This window comes from Polaribacter sp. (genome assembly GCF_051251875.1).
Taxonomy (GTDB): Bacteria; Bacteroidota; Bacteroidia; order Flavobacteriales; family Flavobacteriaceae; genus Polaribacter.
In genome coordinates this window covers 25,144-47,336 of record NZ_JBPOGL010000027.1, presented here as the reverse complement: position 1 = coordinate 47,336, position 22,193 = coordinate 25,144, and the positions used below count along the sequence as shown (strand labels likewise).

Sequence of the window (22,193 nt, the reverse complement as noted above, 5' to 3'; positions counted from 1 at the left end):
ATATTAATTGGTAATTTTATCTACTGTAATAACTCTAAAAGTACTAGAATTAACAGTAATTCTGATATTATGCTGTACGTTAGAAATATAAAAATTCTTCCCTTTTTTTAAATAGTTTTCTATAGGTGTTTCTTCTAAAACTACGCTAATAAACGTCTCTATTTCACCTTTAGAAAAAGCTTTTTTCAACTTTTTATTTATCCGAAAATACACCAATTCTGAATAACAATGCTTTTCTAAAATCTCGTCTTTTTTAATTTTTGTCATTATAGAAATCTACAATTCTTCTAATTCTTTTTGGAGTTTTTTTGTCAAACCTTGCACTACCAACTTATAAGAATGATTCATCAGTTCTATTGCTAACTCATCTGATACATCACTAGAATTTAGCAAAACTGTGTTCCAATGTTTTTTACTCATGTGATAGCCAGCAGTAATTCCTTCAAATTCTTCTCGTAATTCTATCGCTTTTTCTGGATTGCATTTTAAGTTGATTTTAGCCTCGCCTTTTTCCCAATTATTCAAACCTGTAAGTAGAAACATTTTGTTCATCACTTTAAAAACCAAGGTAGCTTCATCAAAAGGAAAATGTTCTGTAACTCCTTTTTTTGACATGCAAAAATCTCTTAATTGTTCTATATGCATTTTTAGTGTTTAGTGTTTAGTGTTTAGTGTTTAGTGAAATAAGTAAAAAAATACATCTCAATACCAATAACATGTAAGAATAAATTAAGCTACAAAGTGTATTATAATTTTTCTATGCATTATTTACAATTTAAAAAGTATCTTTATCTACCAAATTTACAACTATTTTTTATGATGGAAAATGATTTTTTAGACAACACATCCATAATTAGTTACTCTGCTAAAACGTATAAAAAAACAACCTACAACGTAATGTCGGAAATTGTTTTTCAAGAAAATAATAGCACTATAAATTGGTTAAACACGTATGGAATCTATTTTCATGACGCCTATAAACAAGTCATTCTTCAAAATAATTTAGATGATTTTTTAATTAAATTATTAGGAGATGAAGATCACCCTAACAAAGTAATCTTATTAGATAATTTGTTATTTGTAACCACGCGTGTTTTAATTACTGAAAGTCAGAAATTAGATTCTGAACAGATGATTTTTATTATTTCTTCTGATTTTCTCTGGTCTATTCAAGAAAGATCTGGAGATTATTTTGGCTGGATTCGTGAACGTTTAGAAGGTAATAAAGGAATTGTTAGAAAGAAAAAAGCAGATTACTTATTATTTTTATTATTAGAATCTATTATTGATAACTACCAAGACACCTATATTATAAATGCCGAATTAAGTGCCAATAAACTAGATTCTACAAACATAAAACCAACACCAGAATTTACTTCATTAGTAGAAAAAAGAAAGCAAGAATTATTCAACTTTAAGAAGGCAACAATGAGTTTAAAAGACACCATTGTTAAATTAGAGAAAATGGAAGTTAAAGATTTTAATGTAAAGTATTTTAGCGAGCTAAAAGAACAAACGAACAACCTAATTTCTAATATCGATTTTGAATTGCAAGAGTTAGAAAGTAAAATAAACTTAATTTTTAGTATTCAAGGCCATCGCTTAAATGAGGTTATGAAAACCTTAACTATTTTGTCTGTGATTTTTATTCCACTAACTTTTTTAGCAGGAATTTACGGAATGAATTTTGAAAATATTCCTGAATTAAAATCTGAATATGGCTATTTTATTTTATTGGGAATTATGGTTTTAATTACCATTATTTCTGTTTGGTATTTTAAACGTAAAAAGTGGTTTTAGTAAGTATAAATAGGCATTTACACTCGTATTTCTAATTACTTTTTCGCCATTTCCTTAAAAAAAAAGTCCCTTCTAATTTAACAAATTAGAAAGGACGCTGATTTTTACAATAAATTTTTAACCTATTTAAGATGTTATTAGTTAAAATTTATTTTATTATTTTATATAAAACAGGTTTACTTGGCGTTGCATCATTTTCAAACGGAGCAATCATTAAATTTAATAAATATTCTCCATCCTCAACATTATTTGGCACGTAAATAAACTCTGTTATTGTAGCATTCATTCTTAATTCTCCTGCAGTATTCCAAAATGCATTGTGAGACAAAAGTCTTCCATCATCTTTTTCTTTATCTACAGAAGGTAAATCTATCAGTAAATGTTTTATTCCTTTTTCTCTTAAATAAATAGCAGCTTTTTCCGAAAGATAAGTTGGATTTGTATTGGAATAATTCATACTCTTTTTTTCATCTAAATTAGGTAATGTACGAATTACAACAGCATCTCGCTTCTTATTTCCCAAGGCTGTTTTTAATTGTTTTACTCCAATTAGAAAATCTCCATTATGAAACAAAGGAGCAATTGTAACCACTTCTGCTAAAAAAATAAAATATTTTAAATTCTTATTTACAGAATGTACCTCTTTAGTAATATGGCCAACACATTCCGTATGTGTTATATGTGAATGTGGATTAAAACTAATATTGTTAAAATTAACAACAGCACCATTTTCAACACTTATTTCAAAACCTTCTTGAGTTTCTGCTGAAATTTTAGGACCATCTATATACCAAGCATTTACACTGTTTTTTGAAGGATCTATTGGGATAGAAATATCTATAGGATTAGATATATTAACTTCTATTTTTCTAGAATTGTATTCTATTGTTGCTTTCATTTACGCCGTGCTTTTTCTTTATTAATTTAGTTGAAATACTTAGTTTATCATAAATAAATCTGAAGATATTCCGTCTGATAAAAACTTTCCCTTTTTAGTTGTTTTTAAAATTTGGTTTTCAATATACAATAATTCTTGTTTAATAAATTTTTGAGAATGTTTTTTTAAATAAAACAAATATTTTTCTCCAAAATCCTTTTCTATTTTATCTAAAGAAACTCCCCAAATTGTTCGTAAACCGGTCATAATATATTCATTATAACCATCTGTTTTTGTTAAAGTTTCACTTTCTATTGGAAGTGAGTCTTCTTGAATCGCTTTTATGTATTTTGTATTATTTCTAACATTCCAACTACGTTGTTTTCCGTTAAAAGAATGTGCAGAAGGACCAATACCTAAATAAGGTTTCCCCAACCAATATGATGAGTTGTTTTTACTAAAAAAGCCTTCTTTGCCAAAGTTAGACAATTCATAATGCACAAAATTTTCTTTTGATAATTCTTCAATTAAAATATAAAATTGCTCTTGTGCTTTATCATCATCTACATTTTTAATTTTTCCTTTTTTTATAAGCGAAGCCAATGCTGTTTTTGGCTCTACCGTTAAGGCGTAACTAGAAATATGAGAAATGCCATAACTCAAGGCCGTTTGTATGTTTTGCTTCCACTCTTTATTAGAACAATCTGGAATTCCGTAAATTAGATCTACAGAAATATTGCTAAAGTGGCGAATCGCCACAGATAGACAATTTTTTGCTTCGTTTGCATTATGCGCACGATTCATCAGTTTTAAATCTTTCTCAAAAAAAGACTGCACTCCAATACTTAATCTATTGATGGGTGTTTTAGAAAGTGCTATAATTTTTTCTTCGGATAAATCATCCGGATTTGCCTCTAAAGTAATTTCTGGATTCTTAATTACTGCATGATTTCTATAAACCGCATCAATCAGTACTTGTATTTCATCAACAGATAAAACACTGGGCGTTCCACCACCAAAATAAATAGTTTCTATGGTTACATTTTGTAATTCGTCTTTTCTAATTTCTATTTCTTTTACAAGTGATAAAATCATTTCTTCTTTCTTCTTTAAGGAAGTAGAAAAATGAAAATCGCAATAAAAACATGCTTGTTTACAAAATGGTATGTGAATGTATATTCCGGACAAAATAGTTTTCAGTTTTCAGTGATCAATTATCGGTTATCGGTTATCAGTTATCAGTTATCAGTTATCAGTGATCGGTGATCGGTTATCAATTATCAGTGATCGGTTATCAGTGATCGGTTATCAGTGATCGGTTATCAGTTATCAGTGATCGGTGATCAATTATTACGATTGCTTATTGATTCTGGTGGTTTTTAAAATTGAAAAAAGAATTCTTCCAATCTCATCAGCCCTATCAAACAACATATTAAAATCCTCAAAATCTAAATCGTTACTATCTTTTAATAAATGCAACCAATATTTTGTTTCTAAACATTCTTTATATGCTATAGACATTTTAGCAGAAAAATCTGCTTTAGAAATCGCTCCATTTGCTTCAACTATATTAGCTCCAACAGAAGTTCCACTTCTTAAAATTTGTTTTGATAATATGTACTCTTTTTTTTCTGCAACTAACTTTTTGCTCAGTTTTACAATCAATAAAGCAAAATCATACGATTTATTCTGTAACGGGTTATTTGGTAATTTCATTTTTTTAATAATTGATTACTGATAAGTGTTCATTAAAAAATTATTTTATTTTTTTAGGATTCTGCTTCACAAAACTAGCCCAACCTGTATAATTTTTTCCACCAACTACTTTTCCTGAATTGTAAAAATGACAAACCGCCGCCGCTAAACCATCTGTTGCATCTAAATTTTTTGGCAATGTTTTTAAATTTAATAACGATTTTAACATCAAAGCAACCTGTTCTTTACTTGCACTACCATTACCTGTAATTGCCATTTTTATTTTCTTTGGCAAATACTCTGTAATGGGAATTTCTCTTGATAATCCTGCCGCCATAGCTACGCCTTGTGCTCTCCCTAACTTTAACATGGATTGTACATTTTTACCAAAAAAAGGTGCTTCAATAGCAATTTCATCTGGATGATAGGTATCTATCAATTCAATCGTGCGTTCAAAAATGAGTTTTAATTTTAGGTAATGATCATCGTATTTTTTTAGCATTAATTCATTCATTTGAATAAATTCCATCTTTTTACCTACCACTTTTATGATACCAAAACCCATAATGGTTGTTCCTGGGTCAATTCCTAAAATAATTTTTTCTGTTTTTGACAATTGTCAATTATTTATTAATTTGTTTCAGACAAAACTAAACAATTCTTTTGGTTGATAGTAAAACTATCTAATGTTATAAATTGAAAATAAAATTGTTTTTAAGGATAAGTGATTTTTTGCCTTTGACAAAAGTTAAAAAAAAGTTTGAGCCCCGATTGAAACATTTGTTTGAGCTCTTTTTTGCCTTTTTCTGGCAAAAAAAGCGAGTGTCTTTCGACATCGCTCAAGATAAACTACAAGCGGGAAATAGCTTCTAAAAAACATTTTTTTTACCTATTCTATTTTTTAAATAAAAGCAAAAGTAATGGCATTAAAATAGCTATCAAGGTATTTTATCAGTAGCGTTTTAAGGATTTTTAACCTCCTTAAACATAAAGTGCTTACGCTTAAAACCCTCCTTCAAAATCATTTAAAAAAGTGCGTTCATAATATCTTCTGCTTTAAACCAAAGCAATAATGCAAGTGCTAGAAGCGCTACCAAAAAAAGACCTTTTACGGGTTTTGTTTCTTTGTTTCTTCCAAATTTTCTTTTGAACTCCATGTATTGATATTATTATTTAGCTATTGCTATAAATTTAGTTTTTGTTATTAAAGAGGCGTCAAACCAACTGGCTAAAAAAACCAAACTGTTTGCTATACACTCTTTTTGGTGGCGCGTAACATTTCTCTTTTACCTGGAGGTCCTGGCAAACGTTCTACAGTAAAACCAACTTCTAACATCGCTCTTCTTACGCTTCCTTTTGCAGAATAAGTTACTAAAATTCCGTTTTCTTTTAATGCATTAAACATTTTTTGAAAAATTTCTACCGTCCACAATTGTGGTTGAACACGCGCGCCAAAAGCATCGAAATAAATTAAATTAAACGCATCTTTATCTTCAATATCTTCAAAAAATTGTTTTCTTTTTGTTAACGAAAAAGTATCTGAAATTTGATGTTTTTCTTCCCAAGAAACACGGTGCATTTTATCAAAAGTATCTCTTTCTTTTTCTTGATTTAATATTGAAATAAAGTTCATTTTCTCTACCTCTTCCGCTGTAACAGGATAGGCTTCTACGCCCACATAATGGATGTTTTTTTTAGCCTCTAAATAGGTAATAAAACAATTTAAACCTGTACCAAAACCAATTTCTAAAATAGAAACATTCTCTGCAGCTACTTGCTTTAAACCACTTTCTATAAAAACATGGTATGTTTCGTTTATAGAACCATTTTTAGAATGATATTGTTCATCCCAATCTGGTAAATGTATGGTAGATGAACCGTCTGAAGTTATTAATATTTCTCTTTTCACAATTGTAGATTGATGAATTATTTATTTTTTTATTAAAACTCCGTCAGCTACAAACGTGTATTCTGTTTTTGGCTCAGTAATTTTAGCAATTTCTTCTTTACTTTTCCCTGCATCTTCTGCATAATGTTGCAATTCTTTTACAGAAGTTTCTTTAACAAACCCTTTTCCTGCCACAATTACCTCTTTATCTTTAGCATCTAAAGGCATAAAAAAACCGTAATCTTTAAAACGAACCATGGTTTCTGCATCTTCACCCAAAGGAAGTTTCATCCAACATCCTTTTTTTGAACAAACTTCTTTAATGCTAGAAGCAAATTTTATGTTAATGGTATCTCCTGTTTTCATGGTTTCATACTTAGCCAATAACTCGCTAGAGGTTATAGCATTGTCTGAAATTAATTTTTCTCCAAAAGAATCAAAAGCAAGTTCTTTTTTTGGCTCTGTTTTTTCATGGGCTGTTTTCTTCCCTTCTTTACAAGCAGCAAAAGCAACCAAAATGATCAAACAAAACGACATCAAATATTTCATAATTACTAATTTTTTTGGATAAAGAACAAAAGTACATCTTTTATAAAGTAAAAGCAATAATTTGTTATATTGTCAGATAAATATTTTGTGTACATTTGTGCAATTAATTCAATCAACTAGAATGAAATCTAATATAGAAATTCAACGTATAGAAAAATCGAAGATAGACTCTGTAGATTTTAATAACCTACCTTTTGGTAGCGTATATTCTGACCACATGTTAGAATGTAATTTTGAAAATGGCGAATGGCAAACTGCTGTTATAAAACCATATTCACCAATTTCTTTAGACCCAGCAGCAAAGATTTTCCATTACGGACAATCTATTTTTGAAGGAATGAAAGCTTATAAAGATGCAGACGGAAACACCATGTTATTCCGCCCTTTAGAAAACTGGAAACGTTTAAATAAATCTGCAGAACGCTTGGTAATACCTCCTGTTCCTGAAGCTGTTTTTATGGACGGATTAAAGAAATTATTAGAAGTAGATAATGATTGGATTCCTACAAACGAAGGTAGCTCTTTATACATAAGACCCTTTATGTTTGCCTCTGGAATAGGCTTTCATGCTTCTCCTGCAAATGCGTATAAATTTATTATTTGTACAGCGCCTTCTGGTGCTTATTTTGCTGGAAAAGTAAAAGTTTTAATTGAAGAAAAATATGCGCGTGCAGCAAATGGTGGTGTAGGTTTTGCGAAAGCTGGTGGTAATTATGCTGCGCAGTTTTACCCAACACAATTAGCTTTAGAAAAAGGCTACAATCAAGTTATTTGGACAGATGATAATTCTCACGAATATATTGAAGAAGCTGGTGCAATGAATATTTTTATCAGAATTAATGACACCTTAATTACAAGTCCTACCAGCGATAGAATTTTAGATGGAATTACACGTAAAAGTGTTATTCAAATTGCTGAAGACATGAACATTGATGTTGAAGTTAGAAAAATTACCGTTTCTGAAGTAATTTCCGCTGCACAAAGTGGTAGTTTAAAAGAAATGTTTGGCGCAGGAACTGCTGCAGTTATTTCGCCAATAGCAGGTTTTGGATATCAAGGTACAGATTATGATTTGCCAGAATTAGAGCAACCTTTTGCAACAAAATTAAGAACAGCAATTACAGATATTCAAACAAATAAATCTGAAGATCCTTACGGATGGAGAGTTATTCTAAAGTAGAAAAAAGAAATTTCTTTACAGCTTGCATTTAAAATTTTAAAGAACCTGTTGTTCATTTTGAACTAAAAATATTCAAAATACACAACAAGTTTAAAGACTATCAATAACTTACCAAAGCATCAAAGTTTTTCTTTGGTGCTTTTTTTATCCTCAAATTAAAAGTACACCTAAAAAAAAAGAATGTATCTTTAGAATCAGTAAAAAAATCAGTAAAAAAAATGAAAATAAACTTTATAATCATAATTGCTTTTACGCTTCTTTTAAGTTGTAAGGAAAAAGAAATTAGCTCTATAAGTGAAGAAAACTGGTCTAAACGAAAAGCAACTATTTCTAAAACAGATTCTTTAGAATACGGCAAATCATACCTTTCTATTTACTCTCAAATTTATAGTGTTTCAGAACATAAAACACATAATTTAACCGCTATGATAAGCTTGCGAAACATTAGCGACACAGATACTATTTTTATATTACAAGCAACCTATCATGACACGCATGGTACTTCTTTAAGAAATTATTTTAAAGCACCTATATATTTAGCTCCTTTAGAAACCACAGAAATTATTATTGATGAAGTTGATATTTCTGGAGGAAAAGGTTCTAATTTTATTTTTGAATGGAAAATTCCAAAAAATGGCCCAGAACCTTTATTTGAAGGAATAATGAATTCAACGGTTGGTCAGCAAGGTCTTTCTTTTACAACACAATCTAAACGCATAAAATAATAACAGTTTGTAAAATGCCTAAACATTTTTTGAATTTTAAACAAAACGTTTCTGAAATAGCCTTACCAGAAAAGTTTACGTTCCCTTTTTATTATCAACCACATGAATTATCTAAAATAGCTGCAGCAGAATTACAAGCGTATTTAGAGCAACAATCAGATTTTCAGCATAACTTTGGTTTAAATTCTAACTCTAAAGAATTACCAATAGGAAAAATGTTTGGTGTTTTAGTAGTAAAAGACTCTAAAGATAGTATTGGTTATTTGGCCGCATTTTCTGGAAAATTAGCCGATAAAAGTTTACCTGAAAAATTTGTTCCTCCAGTTTTTAACATGAGAACAGAAGGTAGTTTTTATATTAAAGGAGAAAAAGAAATTGATGAAATAAACCACCAAATTGGTACTTTACAAAAAGACAAAACTTTTTTAAACCTAAAGAAATTAGTAAAAAAAAACATAAAAAATATTGAAGATGATTTAGCTCTGCAACGCAAAAAGATGAAAATTGCTAAAACAGATAGAAAACTTCGCAAAAAAAAGGCGTTACCTCTTTTAAATGAATCAGAATACAAAATAATAAGTAAAACATTAATGCAAGAAAGTTATAATGATCAATTTTTCTACAAAGAACTAGTTGATTATTATGACACAAAACTTGAAAGAATTAGCAAAGAATACATTCAAATAGAAAACAAAATAGCCTTCTTAAAAAAACAACGCCGAGAAAAATCTAACTATTTACAGCAAACGTTATTTAGCAAGTATGCTTTTTTAAATCAACAAAAAGAATCTAAAAATTTACTAGATATCTTTAACAACCCAGACATAAAACCACCAGCTGGCGCAGGAGAATGTGCAGTCCCAAAACTATTGCAATACGCTTTTGCCAACAACCTTACCCCTATTTCTATGGCAGAATTTTGGTGGGGAATTGCCCCTAATTCAGAAATCAGAATTCATAAAAACTATTATCCGGCTTGCCAAAGTAGATGCAAACCCATTCTTACCCACATGTTAGCAGGTTTATCTTTGGAAGACAACTTATTAATAGAAAAAATATCCGAAGAAAAAACGCTTCCCATTATTTATGAAGATGATGTTTTAATTATTGTAAACAAACCTACCGAATTACTTTCTGTACCAGGTAAAGAAATTACAGACTCTGTTTACACAAGAATACTACAAAAATACCCCAACGCAACAGGACCATTAATAGTACATAGATTAGACATGTCTACTTCTGGAATTTTATTACTTGCCAAAACAAAAGAAGCACACAAAATATTACAAAGTCAATTTATAGAAAGAACAGTAAAGAAAAGATATGTTGCTTTGTTAGATGGCAATTTACCAAAAGAAAAGGGTACTATTAAACTTCCTTTGCGAGTAGATTTAGATGACAGACCCAAGCAATTGGTATGTTATGAACATGGAAAATTAGCAGAAACAAATTGGAACGTGATTAACCGAGAAGATGGCAAAACACGTGTTCATTTTTTTCCAATTACCGGTAGAACACATCAATTACGAGTACATGCAGCACATAAACTAGGATTACAAACCCCTATTATAGGCGATGATTTGTATGGAAAAAAAGAAAATAGATTGCATTTACATGCAGAATTTATTGAGTTTACACATCCAACAACACGCAAAAAAGTAAGTTTTATAGTTGATGCAGCATTTTAAAAATCCACACAAACACACTTCTAGTTTCCGCTTTTAACAAACAAAAAAGCCTTAAAAAAAGCTAGTTTACTCATTTACTTAGGCTTACTATTAAAAAAAAACAAAGAATTAGGTAAAAATATTCTTAAAACACTATTTGTCAATCAAATAAAAAGCGGTACATTTGCACTCCTTTTTTAAGGAAAATAAAATTATTAATTAAACAAAAACTAATAGTGTAATTATGAACACATTAAGTTACAAAACAGTATCAGCAAACAGCGCTACCGTAAACAAGGAGTGGGTTTTAGTTGATGCGGACGGGCAAACGTTGGGTCGTCTAGCTTCCAAAGTAGCCAAGCTAATTAGAGGTAAATATAAACCAAACTTTACTCCTCACGTAGATTGTGGAGATAACGTGGTTATTATCAACGCAGAAAAAATTGTTTTAACGGGTAACAAATGGAGAGACAAATCTTACATTCGTCACACAGGGTATCCAGGAGGACAAAGATCGTTAACTGCAACAGAAATGTTTGAGAAAGATCCTACAAGATTAATCGAAAAAGCAGTAAAAGGAATGTTACCTAAAAATATTTTAGGAGCAGCTTTATACAGAAATTTATATGTATATGCAGGTGCAGAGCACAAACAAGCGGGTCAAGAACCTAAAGCTATTAACCTTAACGATCTTAAATAATGGATATAGTACATAAAATCGGTAGAAGAAAAACAGCTGTTGCTCGTATTTATCTTTCAGACGGAAGTGGAAACATTACAGTAAACAAAAAAGACTACAAAAGCTACTTTACAACAGGTACATTACAGTACAAAGTACAACAACCTTTAATGTTAACAGAAAACTTAGAGTCTTATGATATCAAAGTTAATGTTTACGGTGGTGGTGTAACAGGACAAGCAGAAGCTATCCGTTTAGCTATTACAAGAGCTTTAGTTGCTATTAATGAAGAGCACAGATTGGTGTTAAAACCAGAAGGTTTATTAACGCGTGATCCAAGAATGGTAGAGCGTAAGAAATTTGGTCAGAAGAAAGCACGTAAAAAATTCCAATTCTCGAAACGTTAATATCTGCGCAGAATTTATTCTGTACACTATTATATCGAGAACTGTTATTATTACACAATTAATATTAAACAGTTTAGCATCTAAATATATAAGACTCGAAAGACTACTTATATATTGATTACAAACAAAAGAAAGTAAACACATTTAGAAAAATGGCAAACATTAACATCCAAGAATTATTAGAAAATGGAGTACATTTTGGTCACTTAACAAGAAAGTGGAATCCAAACATGGCTCCTTATATTTATACAGAACGTAATGGTGTACACATCATTGACTTGTATAAAACAGCAGCAAAAATAGAAGAAACTTCTGAAGCATTGCAAAAAATTGCAAACTCTGGACGTAAGATTTTATTTGTAGCTACTAAAAAACAAGCAAAAGATATTGTTGCAGAAAAAGCAAAAGCAGTAAACATGCCTTTCATTACAGAAAGATGGCCAGGTGGTATGTTAACTAACTTTGTTACTATTAGAAAAGCTGTTAAAAAAATGGCTCAAATTGATAGAATGAAGCAAGATGGTTCTTTTGACGCTTTGTCTAAAAGAGAAAAATTACAAATAAACCGTCAGAGAGAAAAATTAGAAAAGAATTTAGGTTCTATTTCTGATATGACTCGTTTACCAGGTGCTTTATTTATAGTTGATATCAAAAAAGAGCACATTGCAGTAGCAGAAGCTATGAAATTAAACATTCCAATTTTTGCAATGGTAGATACAAACTCTGATCCTAGATTAGTAGATTATGTAATCCCTGCAAATGATGATGCTTCTAAGTCTATAGACAAAGTATTATCTTATGTAACAGATGCAATTGCAGAAGGTTTATCTGATAGAAAAGCAGACAAGGAAAAAGTAAAAGAAACAAAAGCAGCTACAAAAGCTCCTAAAGTTGAAGAAGCGAAAGTTACAGAAGTAAAAGTTGAAGCAGCGAAAGTTGAAGAAACTAAAGCAGAAGTTACAGAAAAGCCTGCTGAATAAAAAAATAACAATCATTAAAAAAACATACATAACATGGAAACAGTAAAGATTAGTGCTGCTGATGTTAAAAAATTAAGAGAAGCAACTGGCGCTGGAATGATGGACTGTAAAAAGGCATTAGTTGAGTCAGGTGGTGATTTTGATAAAGCAATTGATATTTTACGTAAAAAAGGTCAAAAAATTGCTGCAAAAAGAGCTGATAGAGATTCTACAGAAGGTGTTGCAGTAACAAAAATTAATGATAACAACACTGCTGGTGTTGCTATCGTTTTAGCTTGTGAGACTGATTTTGTTGGTAAAAACGATGCATTTGTTGCCTTAGGTGCTCAATTTGCTGAAATCGCATTAAATTGTGCAGATAAAGAATCTTTCTTAGCTGCTGATTTTGGAGGAATGACTGTTGCTGATAAATTAATAGAGCAAACTGGTGTTATTGGTGAAAAGTTAGACATTACAGCTTTTGAGAAAATTGAAGCTGCTTATGTTGGTGCTTACACTCACATTGGTAAAATTGCTGCTTTAGTAGGTTTATCTGCTGCAGTAGACAATGCTGATGTTTTATCTAAAGATGTAGCAATGCAAGTAGCTTCTATGGGAGCAACTACATTGTCTTACAAAGATTTTGATCCTGCATTTGTTGCTGCTGAAACAGAAGCAAGAATTGCTGTGATTGAAAAAGATAATATAGAATTAGGAAGATTAGGAAAAACATTAAAAAATGTTCCTCAATTTATTTCTATGTCTCAGTTATCTGAAGAAGTTTTAGCAAAAGCTGAAGAAGCTGCAAAAGCAGAATTGGCTGCAGAAGGAAAACCAGAAAAAATCTGGGATAGAATTTTACCAGGTAAATTGGAAAGATTCATTTCTGATAACACAACTTTAGATATGGAGCAATGTCTTTTAGACCAAGCTTTTATTAAAGATGACAAGAAAAATGTAGCACAATATGTTAGTACATTTGGCGATGTTTCTGTAAGTGGATTCAAAAGAGTTACTTTAGGATAATTCATACATTTTTATTTCTGTGCAAACAGGAATCTTATAATATTAAAAACCTCGCAAATTTGCGAGGTTTTTTTATTTATCAGAAAAAGGAAACTCAAAAAAAAAAGCTTAATTTTGCAAAACTCTCAAAGAAAATTATGCAATATAAAAGAATACTTTTAAAATTAAGTGGTGAAGCCCTAATGGGTGATAGACAATACGGTATAGACCCAAAACGTTTGGCAGAATATGCCAAAGAAATAAAACAAGTTGTACAAAAAGGAATAGAAGTAGCCATTGTAATTGGTGGTGGAAATATTTTTAGAGGTGTCTCTGGAGCTGCAAATGGTATGGAGCGCGTTCAAGGAGATCACATGGGCATGTTAGCAACCTGTATTAACGGATTAGCACTACAAAGTGCCCTTGAAGAAGAAGACGTTAAAACACGTTTACAAACAGCTTTAGAAATTAAAGAAGTTGCAGAACCGTATATCAGAAGAAAAGCAATTCGTCATCTAGAAAAAGGTAGAGTTGTTATTTTTGGAGCAGGTACAGGAAATCCTTATTTTACTACAGATACTGCCGCAGTTTTAAGAGCTATTGAAATAGACGCAGATGCTATTTTAAAAGGAACAAGAGTAGATGGCGTTTACAATGTAGATCCAGAAAAAAATATAGATGCCATTAAATTTGAAACAATTACTTTTAAAGACGTAATTCAAAAAGGTTTAAAAGTAATGGACATGACTGCCTTTACTTTAAGTGAAGAAAATAATTTACCAATTATTATTTTTGACATGAATACTACAGGAAACTTAATAAAATTAGTTTCTGGAGAAAAAATTGGAACTATTGTTGATAATTAGTAATCAAAATCTTTAAATTTTTAGAAAGATGAACGAAGAAATTGAATTTATTTTAGACACTGCCAAAGAAGCTATGAATAATGCCATAGAGCATTTAATTAAAGAATTGCGTACAATTAGAGCGGGTAAAGCAACACCTGCCATGTTAGCAAATGTTCAGGTAGATTATTATGGTTCTCAAACACCATTGAGCCAAATTGCAAATGTGAATACACCAGACCCAAGAACCATAACTATACAACCTTGGGAAAAAAACATGTTACAGCCTATTGAAAAAGCCATTCAAGTAGCTAATTTAGGTTTTAACCCAATGAATAATGGTGATATTATTATGATTAATGTACCACCGCTAACAGAAGAAAGAAGATTTGGTTTGGCAAAACAAGCCAAAGCAGAAGCAGAACATGCTAAAGTTGGTGTTAGAAATGCTCGTAAAGACGCTAATAATGACATCAAAAAAACAGATATTTCTGATGACATGAAAAAAATTGCAGAAGACGAAGTACAAACGTTAACCAATACTTTTGTGAAAGATATTGATGCAAAACTTGCTGTAAAGGAAAAAGAAATTATGACAGTTTAAAATTCTCCTAAATTAAAAAAAAGAGTGTTACCAAACACTCTTTTTTTTTGAAAACACTTCTACTATTTAAAAATATTTACGAAAATCTATCCACATGAATTTCTGGACAAAAGTTGCTAGCATAATCTTAAGAAACCGTTACTTAGTTTTATTAGGTATAGCAATAATTACTGGTTTATTGGCAACTCAAATGAAATATATGAAATTTTCATATACAGAAGCCAATTTATTACCAGAAGACCACGAAGCAAATATTACCTACAATAAATTTTTAGAAATTTTTGGAGAAGAAGGAAACCTTGTTATAATTGGTGTTAAAGATAGTACCGTTTTTACACCAAAAAAATTTAATGCTTGGAACAGCCTGATAAAAAAATTCGATAGTCTTCCAGAAATAGATTTTACACTTTCTATTGCCAATGTTCAAAAGTTAAAAGCAGACAGAACAAAAAGAGAATTTGTCTTAGAACCTTTATATGAGAAAAAACCTTCAACTTCAGAAGAGGTTTTAGCCATAAAAAAAGAACTTTTTGAGAAACTTCCTTTTTACGACAACTTATTATTCAACAAAGAAACTGGCACTTTACAAACGGCTATTTACATTAAAAAAGAAATTATAAATACTCCCAAACGAAGAGATTTTATATATAATTACTTAAAACCAACCATAGAACAATTTGAGAAAGATACAAACTTAGATGTGCGTATTTCTGGAATGCCGTACATAAGAACATTAAATGCACAAAACATTCAGAATGAAATTGCACTATTTGTTGGTGGTGCTTTGTTAATTACTGCGCTTATCTTTTTCTTCTTTTTTAGATCTTTTAGAGCCACATTTATTACGCTTTTAGTGGTTATGATTGGCGTTACTTGGGCCTTTGGTTTTATAGGCTTGTTCCGATATGAAATAACCGTATTATCAGCATTAATACCACCATTAATTATTGTAATTGGTGTGCCCAATGCAGTTTTTCTAATTAATAAATATCAACAAGAAATAAAAAAACATGGGCAACAAGCCAAAGCATTACAACGTGTAATTTCTAAAATAGGAAATGCCACTTTAATGACTAATATTACTACAGCTTCTGGTTTTGCTACCTTTGTTTTTGTAAAAAGTAGTTTACTGCGCGAATTTGGTATTTTGGCTTCTGTAAATATTATCAGCATCTTTATTTTGGCATTACTTATAATTCCTATTTTATATAGTTTTATGCCACTTCCAAAGAAAAAACATTTGAATCATCTAGAAAGAAGATGGATTGAAAATGTAGTAAATTGGATGGAAAAAATGGTAAGAGAACAAAGAATTACCATTTACATAACTACCGTTATTATTATTGCTTTAGGTATTATTGGTGTATATCAAATAAAGGTTTCTGGTAGTTTAATTGAAGACATGCCTAAAAGTATGGACTTTTATAAAGACATAAAGTTCTTTGAAAATGAATTTGGTGGTATTATGCCCCTTGAAATTTTAATTGATACCAAAAAAGAAAAAGGAATTATGAAATTATCTGTCTTAAAAAAAATGGATAAAATTAATGAAACTATAGAAAGTTTTCCAGAATTATCAAAACCAATCTCTGTTGTAAATCTTGTAAAATACTCTAAACAAGCCTACTACAACGGAAATCCTAAATATTATCAACTACCAACCAACCAAGAACAGAGTTATATATTTGCGTATACTAAAAACTCTAAAAGCGAAGAAGGTATGCTAAAAACCTTTGTAGATTCTACAGGGCGCTATGCAAGAATTACAACATTTATGAAAGATGTTGGAACCGATAAAATGGATATTATTCAAGAGCGATTAAAAGCGGTAATTGATAAAGAGTTTTCATCTGATGATTACGAAATTTCATTAACCGGGAAAGCCTTGGTTTTTATAAAAGGAACCAATTACTTAATTAAAAATTTAGTGATTTCATTATCATTAGCCATCTTATTAATTGCCATTTTTATGGCTTGGATGTTCAGGTCTTTTAGAATGATTTTAATATCTATTATTCCAAATATGTTGCCTCTTTTAATAACTGCCGGATTAATGGGCTTTTTTGAAATTCCAATTAAACCTTCAACAATTTTAGTTTTTAGTATTGCTTTTGGTATTTCCGTAGATGATACTATTCACTTTTTAGCAAAATACCGACAAGAATTAATGGCAAATAATTGGAGAATAAAAACATCCGTATACGCTGCTTTAAGAGAAACAGGTGTTAGTATGTTTTATACTTCTATTGTGTTGTTTTTTGGCTTTTTAGTATTTACCTTATCTAGTTTTGGTGGTACAATTGCGTTGGGTGGTTTGGTTTCTGTAACGTTACTATTAGCCATGGTTTCTAACTTACTTTTATTGCCTTCTTTATTATTAACTTTTGAAAAGAAAATAGCCAACAAAAAAGTATTTAAAGAACCCTCTATGACAATTCTACCTCCGAAAGAAGATAAATCAGAAGAATAAAGCCCAAACGTTTTACAATTGAATGGCATTATTCTATATTCTATTCAAACGCCCCTTCAGGTTTATTAAGTACCTGAAGGGGCTTTATATTTAGTAAAAAAAACTAAAACGCTGCACTACTTATTTCCTGTACTTTTGGGTTTATATTTCAAAATTTAGTTCCCATATTAATACATTCATGCTAAAACAACAAGATATCCTAGGTTGTTTTAAATTTATTCAAATGGACTAAAATATACTTAAAACATCAACTTAACAACAAATCTATAGTATATTAAAACAGCATATTGGTTATTTTCTAATCTTTATATAATCAGAATATCATTGCTCGTTTTACAACAATAAAGTATCTTTACTCTTTTAATAAAGACTATTTTTCGAACACAATTTTTATAAAGATGATAAAAACCACCGTTGCAAAACTTTTAAAAACCGATACATTTTTACAAGAAGTAGAATTAAAAGGTTGGGTGAGAACTTTTAGAAGCAATCGTTTTATTGCTGTAAATGATGGTTCTACTATAAACAATATTCAATGTGTAATCGATTTTGAAAACACCAATGAAGAAACCCTTAAAAGAATAACAACAGGTGCAGCAATTGCCATCAAAGGAACTTTGGCAGAAAGTCAAGGAAAAGGACAATCTGTAGAAATTCAGGTTTCAGATATTGAAATTTTAGGAGATTCTAATGCAGATGAATATCCTATTCAACCTAAAAAACACAGTTTTGAGTTTTTAAGAGAAAATGCTCATTTACGCGTAAGAACAAATACATTTAGTGCAGTAATGCGTGTACGCTCTAAACTATCTTTTGCTGTACATAAATATTTTCAAGACAATGATTTTAACTACGTAAATACGCCTATAATCACAGGTTCAGACGCAGAAGGAGCCGGCGAAATGTTTAGAGTTACTTCTTTTGAAGATAACAAAGCGCCAGTTACAGAAGATGGAAAAATAGATTATACTCAAGATTTCTTTGGAAAAGAAACAAACTTAACGGTTTCCGGACAATTAGAAGCAGAAACTTTTGCGATGGCCTTAGGAAAAGTATATACTTTTGGACCAACTTTTAGAGCAGAAAACTCAAATACCACACGTCATTTGGCCGAATTTTGGATGATTGAACCAGAAGTTGCCTTTATGGATTTAGACGGTAATATGGATTTAGCTGAAGATTTTATCAAAGCTGTTTTAGGCTACGTTTTAGAACATTGTAAAGAAGATTTAGCTTTTTTAGACCAACGTTTAACACAAGAAGAAAAAACAAAACCACAAGCAGAACGCAGTGACATGAGTTTGTTAAACAAATTAAAATTTGTTGTAGACAATAACTTTGTACGTGTTTCTTACACAGAAGCTTTTGATATTTTAAGAAATTGCAAACCCAATAAAAAGAAAAAATTTCAATACCCAATTAATGAATGGGGCGTAGATTTACAATCTGAACACGAACGTTATTTGGTAGAAAAACATTTTAAATGTCCGGTAATTTTGTTTGATTACCCAGCAAATATCAAAGCCTTTTACATGCGTTTAAATGACGACGGAAAAACAGTAAGAGCCATGGATGTTTTGTTTCCGGGCATTGGAGAAATGGTTGGTGGAGCGCAACGTGAAGAACGTTATGATGTGTTGGTTGAAAAAATGAAAACCATGAATATGGACGAAAAAGAATTGTGGTGGTATTTAGATTTACGTAAATTTGGTACAGCAGTGCACTCTGGTTTTGGTTTAGGATTTGAACGATTGGTACAATTTACCACCGGAATGGGAAATATTAGAGATGTAATTCCTTTTCCTAGAACACCACAAAACGCAGAATTTTAAATAACTTTTTTCATTTTTAAAAGAGTAAAATTGATTTTCGTATTTTTCAAAAAATAAAGATAAAAGAAATAGTGTCATCTAAATATTTATGCTAAAACAGAGTTTACAATATAGATTATTACAAAAGTTATCTCCACAACAAATTCAGTTGATGAAGCTAATTCAATTGCCTACACAAGCTTTTGAAGAACGCCTAAAACAAGAAATTGAAGAAAATCCTGCCCTAGATACTGGTAAGGAAGAGTCTGACGAGTATGATGATGATTTGTCTAACGAGTTTGATGATACAGGCAATGAAAAAATTGATGCTGAAGACATAAATATTGATGAATATTTAAGTGATGATGAAGTACCAAACTACAAAACACAAGCAAATAATTATTCTGCAGATGATGAAGAAAAAAACGTGCCTTATGCTGCCGGAACAACTTTTCATCAATCTTTAAAAAACCAATTAAACACTTTTCGTTTAGATGATGAAGAACGTGCAATTGCAGAGTTTTTGGTTGGTAGCATAGATGATAGTGGTTATATTAGAAGAGAAATTATAGATTTGGTAGATGATTTGGCTTTTACTGCCAATGTTTTTACAACCGAAGAAAAAGTTATTTCTACATTAAAAAGAGTGGTTCATAATTTAGACCCCGTTGGTGTTGGAGCAAGAGATTTAAAAGAATGTTTAATTATACAATTAAAAGGAAAAGATGTAACTAAAATTAGAAGTTTATCTATAGAAATTTTAGAAACCGCTTTTGATCATTTTGTAAAAAAACATTACAAAAAACTACAAGAAAAATTTAATATTTCTGAAGAAGAGTTAAAAGAAGTAAATAAAGAAATTTCTAGATTAAACCCAAAACCTGGTAGCTCTTACGCTGGCAATAATAAAATTGCAGAACAAATTGTACCCGATTTTTCTATAAAAATTATTGATGGTGAATTAGATCTTACACTAAACTCTAGAAACGCACCCGAATTACATATTTCTCGTGAATACAATAATATGTTAAAAGGGTATAAAGAAGCTACCACCAAAAGCAAATCGCAAAAAGATGCAGTATTTTTTATAAAACAAAAATTAGACTCTGCAAAGTGGTTTATAGACGCTATAAAACAACGTCAGCAAACGTTAATGGTTACAATGAATACCATTATGCAATACCAACATGATTATTTTTTAACAGGAGATGAACGCAAGTTAAAACCTATGATTTTAAAAGATATTGCAGATAAAATTAACATGGATGTCTCTACCGTTTCTAGAGTAGCAAGCAGTAAATTTGTATCTACACCTTATGGCACAAAACTGATAAAAGAATTCTTTTCTGAATCTATGAAAAACGACCAAGGAGAAGATGTTTCTACCAGAGAAATTAAGAAAATTTTAGAAACTGTTATTTCAGAAGAAAACAAAAAGAAACCTTTAACGGATGAAAAACTAGCGGCTATTTTAAAAGAAAAAGGGTATCCTATTGCTAGAAGAACAGTTGCTAAATATAGAGAACAATTAGATTTATCTGTAGCACGTTTACGTAAAGAAATTTAATGAGTATTTACAAATTTATATCCATTATGTTGCATCCAATTGTTATTCCTACCATTGGTGTAATCTGTTATTTTTTGTTGATTCCAACGTCTTTTGGCAGCAATCAAAAGTTATCTGTGTTGGGATTAATTTTTATAACAACATACATAATACCTGTCTTAATTTTAATTGTTTTTAAAAAGTTAAAACTCATTCAATCTTTTAAAACCGAAAGTATTAAAGAACGGAAAACTCCCATTCTAATAATGCTTGTTTTATTCTATTTTATAGGAAATACTTTTAATACTATTACTAATTTAAGAGATTTAGGCTTGCTTTTCTATGCCACTTCACTTGGCTTAATTCTTATTTATATTCTCTTCTTTTTCAAAATAAAAACGAGCATTCATTTATTATCATTGGGCGTTACTACAGGATTTTTTATGGTTTTAGGCCTTATTTATTCCCAAGCATTTACCGCAGCTGTTATTATTTCTTTGGTCCTTTCCGGACTCTTGGCAAGTTCAAGATTGTATTTAAAAGCTCATTCTCCTAAAGAAGTCTATCTTGGTTTTTTTATCGGTTTTTTTGCACCTTATATAGTATATTATACCTTATAAGATATAAAAAATTAATCCAAATTTTAAAATACTTGTATTTATAGATTCCTTATTTGTAGCATCACTTGCATTTAAGTATGCGTCTTTAAAAACAGGAGATAACCCATAAAAAAAATGAATATTAAATGCATCATAACCTGCAGAAATTGTTAACCCATATTGTAGTTTATTGTATGCTGATACATCAGAATACTTAAATGTAGCCTCATTTTCATCATCAAATTGAAAAGTGTTTGAAAAATTATATAGAAATTTAATACCTGTATAAATTCGCCAAAAACTATACCTATTTGCTGTAGATGTTCGCCATCTCACTTCCAACGGAAACTCTAAATTATGAGCTTTATAAATATTATTAGTACTTGTAGCATTGCTACTAAAAACAGTTGCATTATTTATTTCTTCAACCTGTAATTTATGAGCAAAAAAGTCATATCCATAACCAACTCCTGCAGCAATTGAAACGGTACCTGAAGTATTTAAAGTAATGTCTTTTATAAAACCCAAAGAAATTCCATAAGAAAATTCACTCTTTGTAATTATTGATGGTTGATTTAAAAATTGCGCATAAGAAACAGCCAGATAAATTTGATCATCTGCATATCTAGTTCCTATTTCTAAAGAATCTTTTTGTGCGAAAGAGCTTAGAGAAATACCAACTAAAAAAAAGAAAATTAATTTTACTTTCATTGTATAGGATAAAAATTAAAAATATAATATTTCATTTTTAATCAAAATTAATAATTTAGAAAAACACTTTTTAATTTGTTCATAACCATACGAACTTTAACCTTTAAATTAACCCTTAATAAATAAACCTAAAAAGGAGTAACAGCTTAACCTAAATTGTTAAAAACTATTTTTTA

24 protein-coding genes are annotated in these 22,193 nt (G+C 30.2%); 14 read left to right on the top strand and 10 right to left on the bottom strand.

The annotated features are described in order from the left end of the window. Positions 1-3 precede the first annotated feature (3 nt). Positions 4-267: a DUF3781 domain-containing protein gene (locus ACSHW5_RS12295; protein ID WP_435676437.1), complete on the bottom strand. Its 264-nt coding sequence runs from the start codon at positions 265-267 to the stop codon at positions 4-6. Between the two features lie 9 nt (positions 268-276). Continuing rightward, positions 277-645 carry an MmcQ/YjbR family DNA-binding protein gene (locus tag ACSHW5_RS12290; RefSeq protein WP_435676436.1) on the bottom strand — a complete coding sequence of 123 codons (369 nt, stop codon included), beginning with the start codon at positions 643-645 and terminating at the stop codon, positions 277-279. A gap of 171 nt (positions 646-816) precedes the next feature. Between ACSHW5_RS12290 and ACSHW5_RS12285 the strand changes: the two genes are divergently transcribed. Next, the gene (locus ACSHW5_RS12285) at positions 817-1,800 is read left to right on the top strand and encodes a CorA family divalent cation transporter (RefSeq protein ID WP_435676435.1); all 984 of its coding nucleotides are present in this window, start codon (positions 817-819) and stop codon (positions 1,798-1,800) included. Between the two features lie 148 nt (positions 1,801-1,948). On the opposite strand, the gene ACSHW5_RS12280 is transcribed toward ACSHW5_RS12285, so the two are convergent. The 7 genes from ACSHW5_RS12280 to ACSHW5_RS12250 form a co-directional block, all read right to left on the bottom strand. Further along, the gene (locus ACSHW5_RS12280; RefSeq protein WP_435676434.1) at positions 1,949-2,698 is read right to left on the bottom strand and encodes a cyclase family protein; all 750 of its coding nucleotides are present in this window, start codon (positions 2,696-2,698) and stop codon (positions 1,949-1,951) included. Between the two features lie 39 nt (positions 2,699-2,737). Further along, entirely contained in the window at positions 2,738-3,865 is a 1,128-nt protein-coding gene (hemW, locus tag ACSHW5_RS12275) for a radical SAM family heme chaperone HemW (RefSeq protein ID WP_435676433.1), read from the bottom strand. 162 nt (positions 3,866-4,027) lie between these two features. After that, positions 4,028-4,393 (bottom strand): four helix bundle protein, encoded by a 366-nt coding sequence (locus tag ACSHW5_RS12270; RefSeq protein ID WP_435676432.1) that lies wholly within the window; start codon positions 4,391-4,393, stop codon positions 4,028-4,030. Positions 4,394-4,433: 40 nt separating this feature from the next. Further along, positions 4,434-4,988 (bottom strand): crossover junction endodeoxyribonuclease RuvC, encoded by a 555-nt coding sequence (gene ruvC, locus ACSHW5_RS12265; RefSeq protein ID WP_435676431.1) that lies wholly within the window; start codon positions 4,986-4,988, stop codon positions 4,434-4,436. Positions 4,989-5,397: 409 nt separating this feature from the next. After that, the gene (locus ACSHW5_RS12260) at positions 5,398-5,529 is read right to left on the bottom strand and encodes a hypothetical protein (RefSeq protein ID WP_435676430.1); all 132 of its coding nucleotides are present in this window, start codon (positions 5,527-5,529) and stop codon (positions 5,398-5,400) included. Positions 5,530-5,621: 92 nt separating this feature from the next. Then, entirely contained in the window at positions 5,622-6,281 is a 660-nt protein-coding gene (gene mnmD, locus ACSHW5_RS12255) for a tRNA (5-methylaminomethyl-2-thiouridine)(34)-methyltransferase MnmD (RefSeq protein ID WP_435676429.1), read from the bottom strand. Positions 6,282-6,302: 21 nt separating this feature from the next. After that, positions 6,303-6,809 (bottom strand): DUF4920 domain-containing protein, encoded by a 507-nt coding sequence (locus ACSHW5_RS12250; RefSeq protein WP_435676428.1) that lies wholly within the window; start codon positions 6,807-6,809, stop codon positions 6,303-6,305. 121 nt (positions 6,810-6,930) lie between these two features. Here ACSHW5_RS12250 and ACSHW5_RS12245 point away from each other — a divergent pair, with 121 nt between their 5' ends. The 13 genes from ACSHW5_RS12245 (at position 6,931) to ACSHW5_RS12185 (ending at position 21,327) form a co-directional block, all read left to right on the top strand. After that, positions 6,931-7,989, top strand: a complete 1,059-nt coding sequence (locus ACSHW5_RS12245) for a branched-chain amino acid aminotransferase (RefSeq protein WP_435676427.1) — start codon at positions 6,931-6,933, stop codon at positions 7,987-7,989. A gap of 218 nt (positions 7,990-8,207) precedes the next feature. Then, a complete protein-coding gene (locus tag ACSHW5_RS12240; protein ID WP_435676426.1) occupies positions 8,208-8,714 on the top strand; it encodes a DUF3124 domain-containing protein in 507 nt (168 codons plus the stop codon). A 14-nt stretch (positions 8,715-8,728) separates the two neighbouring features. After that, positions 8,729-10,402, top strand: a complete 1,674-nt coding sequence (locus tag ACSHW5_RS12235; RefSeq protein ID WP_435676425.1) for an RluA family pseudouridine synthase — start codon at positions 8,729-8,731, stop codon at positions 10,400-10,402. A gap of 223 nt (positions 10,403-10,625) precedes the next feature. Next, on the top strand, positions 10,626-11,081 hold the full coding sequence (rplM, locus tag ACSHW5_RS12230; protein WP_435676424.1) for a 50S ribosomal protein L13: 456 nt from the start codon (positions 10,626-10,628) through the stop codon (positions 11,079-11,081). Continuing rightward, a complete protein-coding gene (gene rpsI, locus ACSHW5_RS12225; RefSeq protein ID WP_435676423.1) occupies positions 11,081-11,467 on the top strand; it encodes a 30S ribosomal protein S9 in 387 nt (128 codons plus the stop codon). The genes rplM and rpsI overlap by 1 nt, the downstream gene beginning before the upstream one ends. Before the next feature lie 152 nt (positions 11,468-11,619). Next, the gene (rpsB, locus tag ACSHW5_RS12220) at positions 11,620-12,447 is read left to right on the top strand and encodes a 30S ribosomal protein S2 (RefSeq protein ID WP_435676422.1); all 828 of its coding nucleotides are present in this window, start codon (positions 11,620-11,622) and stop codon (positions 12,445-12,447) included. A 33-nt stretch (positions 12,448-12,480) separates the two neighbouring features. Then, a complete protein-coding gene (gene tsf, locus ACSHW5_RS12215; RefSeq protein WP_435676421.1) occupies positions 12,481-13,452 on the top strand; it encodes a translation elongation factor Ts in 972 nt (323 codons plus the stop codon). Between the two features lie 137 nt (positions 13,453-13,589). Continuing rightward, positions 13,590-14,297: a UMP kinase gene (gene pyrH, locus ACSHW5_RS12210; RefSeq protein WP_435676420.1), complete on the top strand. Its 708-nt coding sequence runs from the start codon at positions 13,590-13,592 to the stop codon at positions 14,295-14,297. Positions 14,298-14,325: 28 nt separating this feature from the next. After that, a complete protein-coding gene (gene frr, locus ACSHW5_RS12205; protein WP_435676419.1) occupies positions 14,326-14,880 on the top strand; it encodes a ribosome recycling factor in 555 nt (184 codons plus the stop codon). A 94-nt stretch (positions 14,881-14,974) separates the two neighbouring features. Beyond that, positions 14,975-17,350 (top strand): efflux RND transporter permease subunit, encoded by a 2,376-nt coding sequence (locus ACSHW5_RS12200; RefSeq protein ID WP_435676418.1) that lies wholly within the window; start codon positions 14,975-14,977, stop codon positions 17,348-17,350. Positions 17,351-17,748: 398 nt separating this feature from the next. After that, positions 17,749-19,182: an asparagine--tRNA ligase gene (gene asnS / locus ACSHW5_RS12195; protein ID WP_435676417.1), complete on the top strand. Its 1,434-nt coding sequence runs from the start codon at positions 17,749-17,751 to the stop codon at positions 19,180-19,182. An 88-nt stretch (positions 19,183-19,270) separates the two neighbouring features. Further along, positions 19,271-20,728 carry an RNA polymerase factor sigma-54 gene (rpoN, locus tag ACSHW5_RS12190; protein ID WP_435676416.1) on the top strand — a complete coding sequence of 486 codons (1,458 nt, stop codon included), beginning with the start codon at positions 19,271-19,273 and terminating at the stop codon, positions 20,726-20,728. Continuing rightward, a complete protein-coding gene (locus tag ACSHW5_RS12185; protein WP_435676415.1) occupies positions 20,728-21,327 on the top strand; it encodes a hypothetical protein in 600 nt (199 codons plus the stop codon). The genes rpoN and ACSHW5_RS12185 overlap by 1 nt, the downstream gene beginning before the upstream one ends. Here the strand turns inward: ACSHW5_RS12185 and ACSHW5_RS12180 are convergent. Beyond that, complete coding sequence (locus tag ACSHW5_RS12180) at positions 21,322-22,017, bottom strand: porin family protein (protein ID WP_435676414.1); 696 nt, start codon at positions 22,015-22,017, stop codon at positions 21,322-21,324. The genes ACSHW5_RS12185 and ACSHW5_RS12180 overlap by 6 nt on opposite strands. Positions 22,018-22,193 lie beyond the last annotated feature (176 nt).

What these genes read in the sequence shown, in the direction of transcription:
- rplM (WP_435676424.1), top strand. Translation starts at nt 10,626, where the DNA reads ATGAACACATTAAGTTACAAAACAGTATCAGCAAACAGCGCTACCGTA.
- asnS (WP_435676417.1), top strand. Translation starts at nt 17,749, where the DNA reads ATGATAAAAACCACCGTTGCAAAACTTTTAAAAACCGATACATTTTTA.
- ACSHW5_RS12240 (WP_435676426.1), top strand. Translation starts at nt 8,208, where the DNA reads ATGAAAATAAACTTTATAATCATAATTGCTTTTACGCTTCTTTTAAGT.
- rpsI (WP_435676423.1), top strand. Translation starts at nt 11,081, where the DNA reads ATGGATATAGTACATAAAATCGGTAGAAGAAAAACAGCTGTTGCTCGT.
- rpsB (WP_435676422.1), top strand. Translation starts at nt 11,620, where the DNA reads ATGGCAAACATTAACATCCAAGAATTATTAGAAAATGGAGTACATTTT.
- pyrH (WP_435676420.1), top strand. Translation starts at nt 13,590, where the DNA reads ATGCAATATAAAAGAATACTTTTAAAATTAAGTGGTGAAGCCCTAATG.
- ACSHW5_RS12285 (WP_435676435.1), top strand. Translation starts at nt 817, where the DNA reads ATGATGGAAAATGATTTTTTAGACAACACATCCATAATTAGTTACTCT.
- ACSHW5_RS12280 (WP_435676434.1), bottom strand. Translation starts at nt 2,698, where the DNA reads ATGAAAGCAACAATAGAATACAATTCTAGAAAAATAGAAGTTAATATA.
- ACSHW5_RS12185 (WP_435676415.1), top strand. Translation starts at nt 20,728, where the DNA reads ATGAGTATTTACAAATTTATATCCATTATGTTGCATCCAATTGTTATT.
- ACSHW5_RS12290 (WP_435676436.1), bottom strand. Translation starts at nt 645, where the DNA reads ATGCATATAGAACAATTAAGAGATTTTTGCATGTCAAAAAAAGGAGTT.
- ACSHW5_RS12235 (WP_435676425.1), top strand. Translation starts at nt 8,729, where the DNA reads ATGCCTAAACATTTTTTGAATTTTAAACAAAACGTTTCTGAAATAGCC.
- ACSHW5_RS12295 (WP_435676437.1), bottom strand. Translation starts at nt 267, where the DNA reads ATGACAAAAATTAAAAAAGACGAGATTTTAGAAAAGCATTGTTATTCA.
- ACSHW5_RS12200 (WP_435676418.1), top strand. Translation starts at nt 14,975, where the DNA reads ATGAATTTCTGGACAAAAGTTGCTAGCATAATCTTAAGAAACCGTTAC.
- tsf (WP_435676421.1), top strand. Translation starts at nt 12,481, where the DNA reads ATGGAAACAGTAAAGATTAGTGCTGCTGATGTTAAAAAATTAAGAGAA.
- rpoN (WP_435676416.1), top strand. Translation starts at nt 19,271, where the DNA reads ATGCTAAAACAGAGTTTACAATATAGATTATTACAAAAGTTATCTCCA.
- ACSHW5_RS12260 (WP_435676430.1), bottom strand. Translation starts at nt 5,529, where the DNA reads ATGGAGTTCAAAAGAAAATTTGGAAGAAACAAAGAAACAAAACCCGTA.
- ACSHW5_RS12250 (WP_435676428.1), bottom strand. Translation starts at nt 6,809, where the DNA reads ATGAAATATTTGATGTCGTTTTGTTTGATCATTTTGGTTGCTTTTGCT.
- frr (WP_435676419.1), top strand. Translation starts at nt 14,326, where the DNA reads ATGAACGAAGAAATTGAATTTATTTTAGACACTGCCAAAGAAGCTATG.
- ACSHW5_RS12180 (WP_435676414.1), bottom strand. Translation starts at nt 22,017, where the DNA reads ATGAAAGTAAAATTAATTTTCTTTTTTTTAGTTGGTATTTCTCTAAGC.
- ACSHW5_RS12270 (WP_435676432.1), bottom strand. Translation starts at nt 4,393, where the DNA reads ATGAAATTACCAAATAACCCGTTACAGAATAAATCGTATGATTTTGCT.
- ACSHW5_RS12245 (WP_435676427.1), top strand. Translation starts at nt 6,931, where the DNA reads ATGAAATCTAATATAGAAATTCAACGTATAGAAAAATCGAAGATAGAC.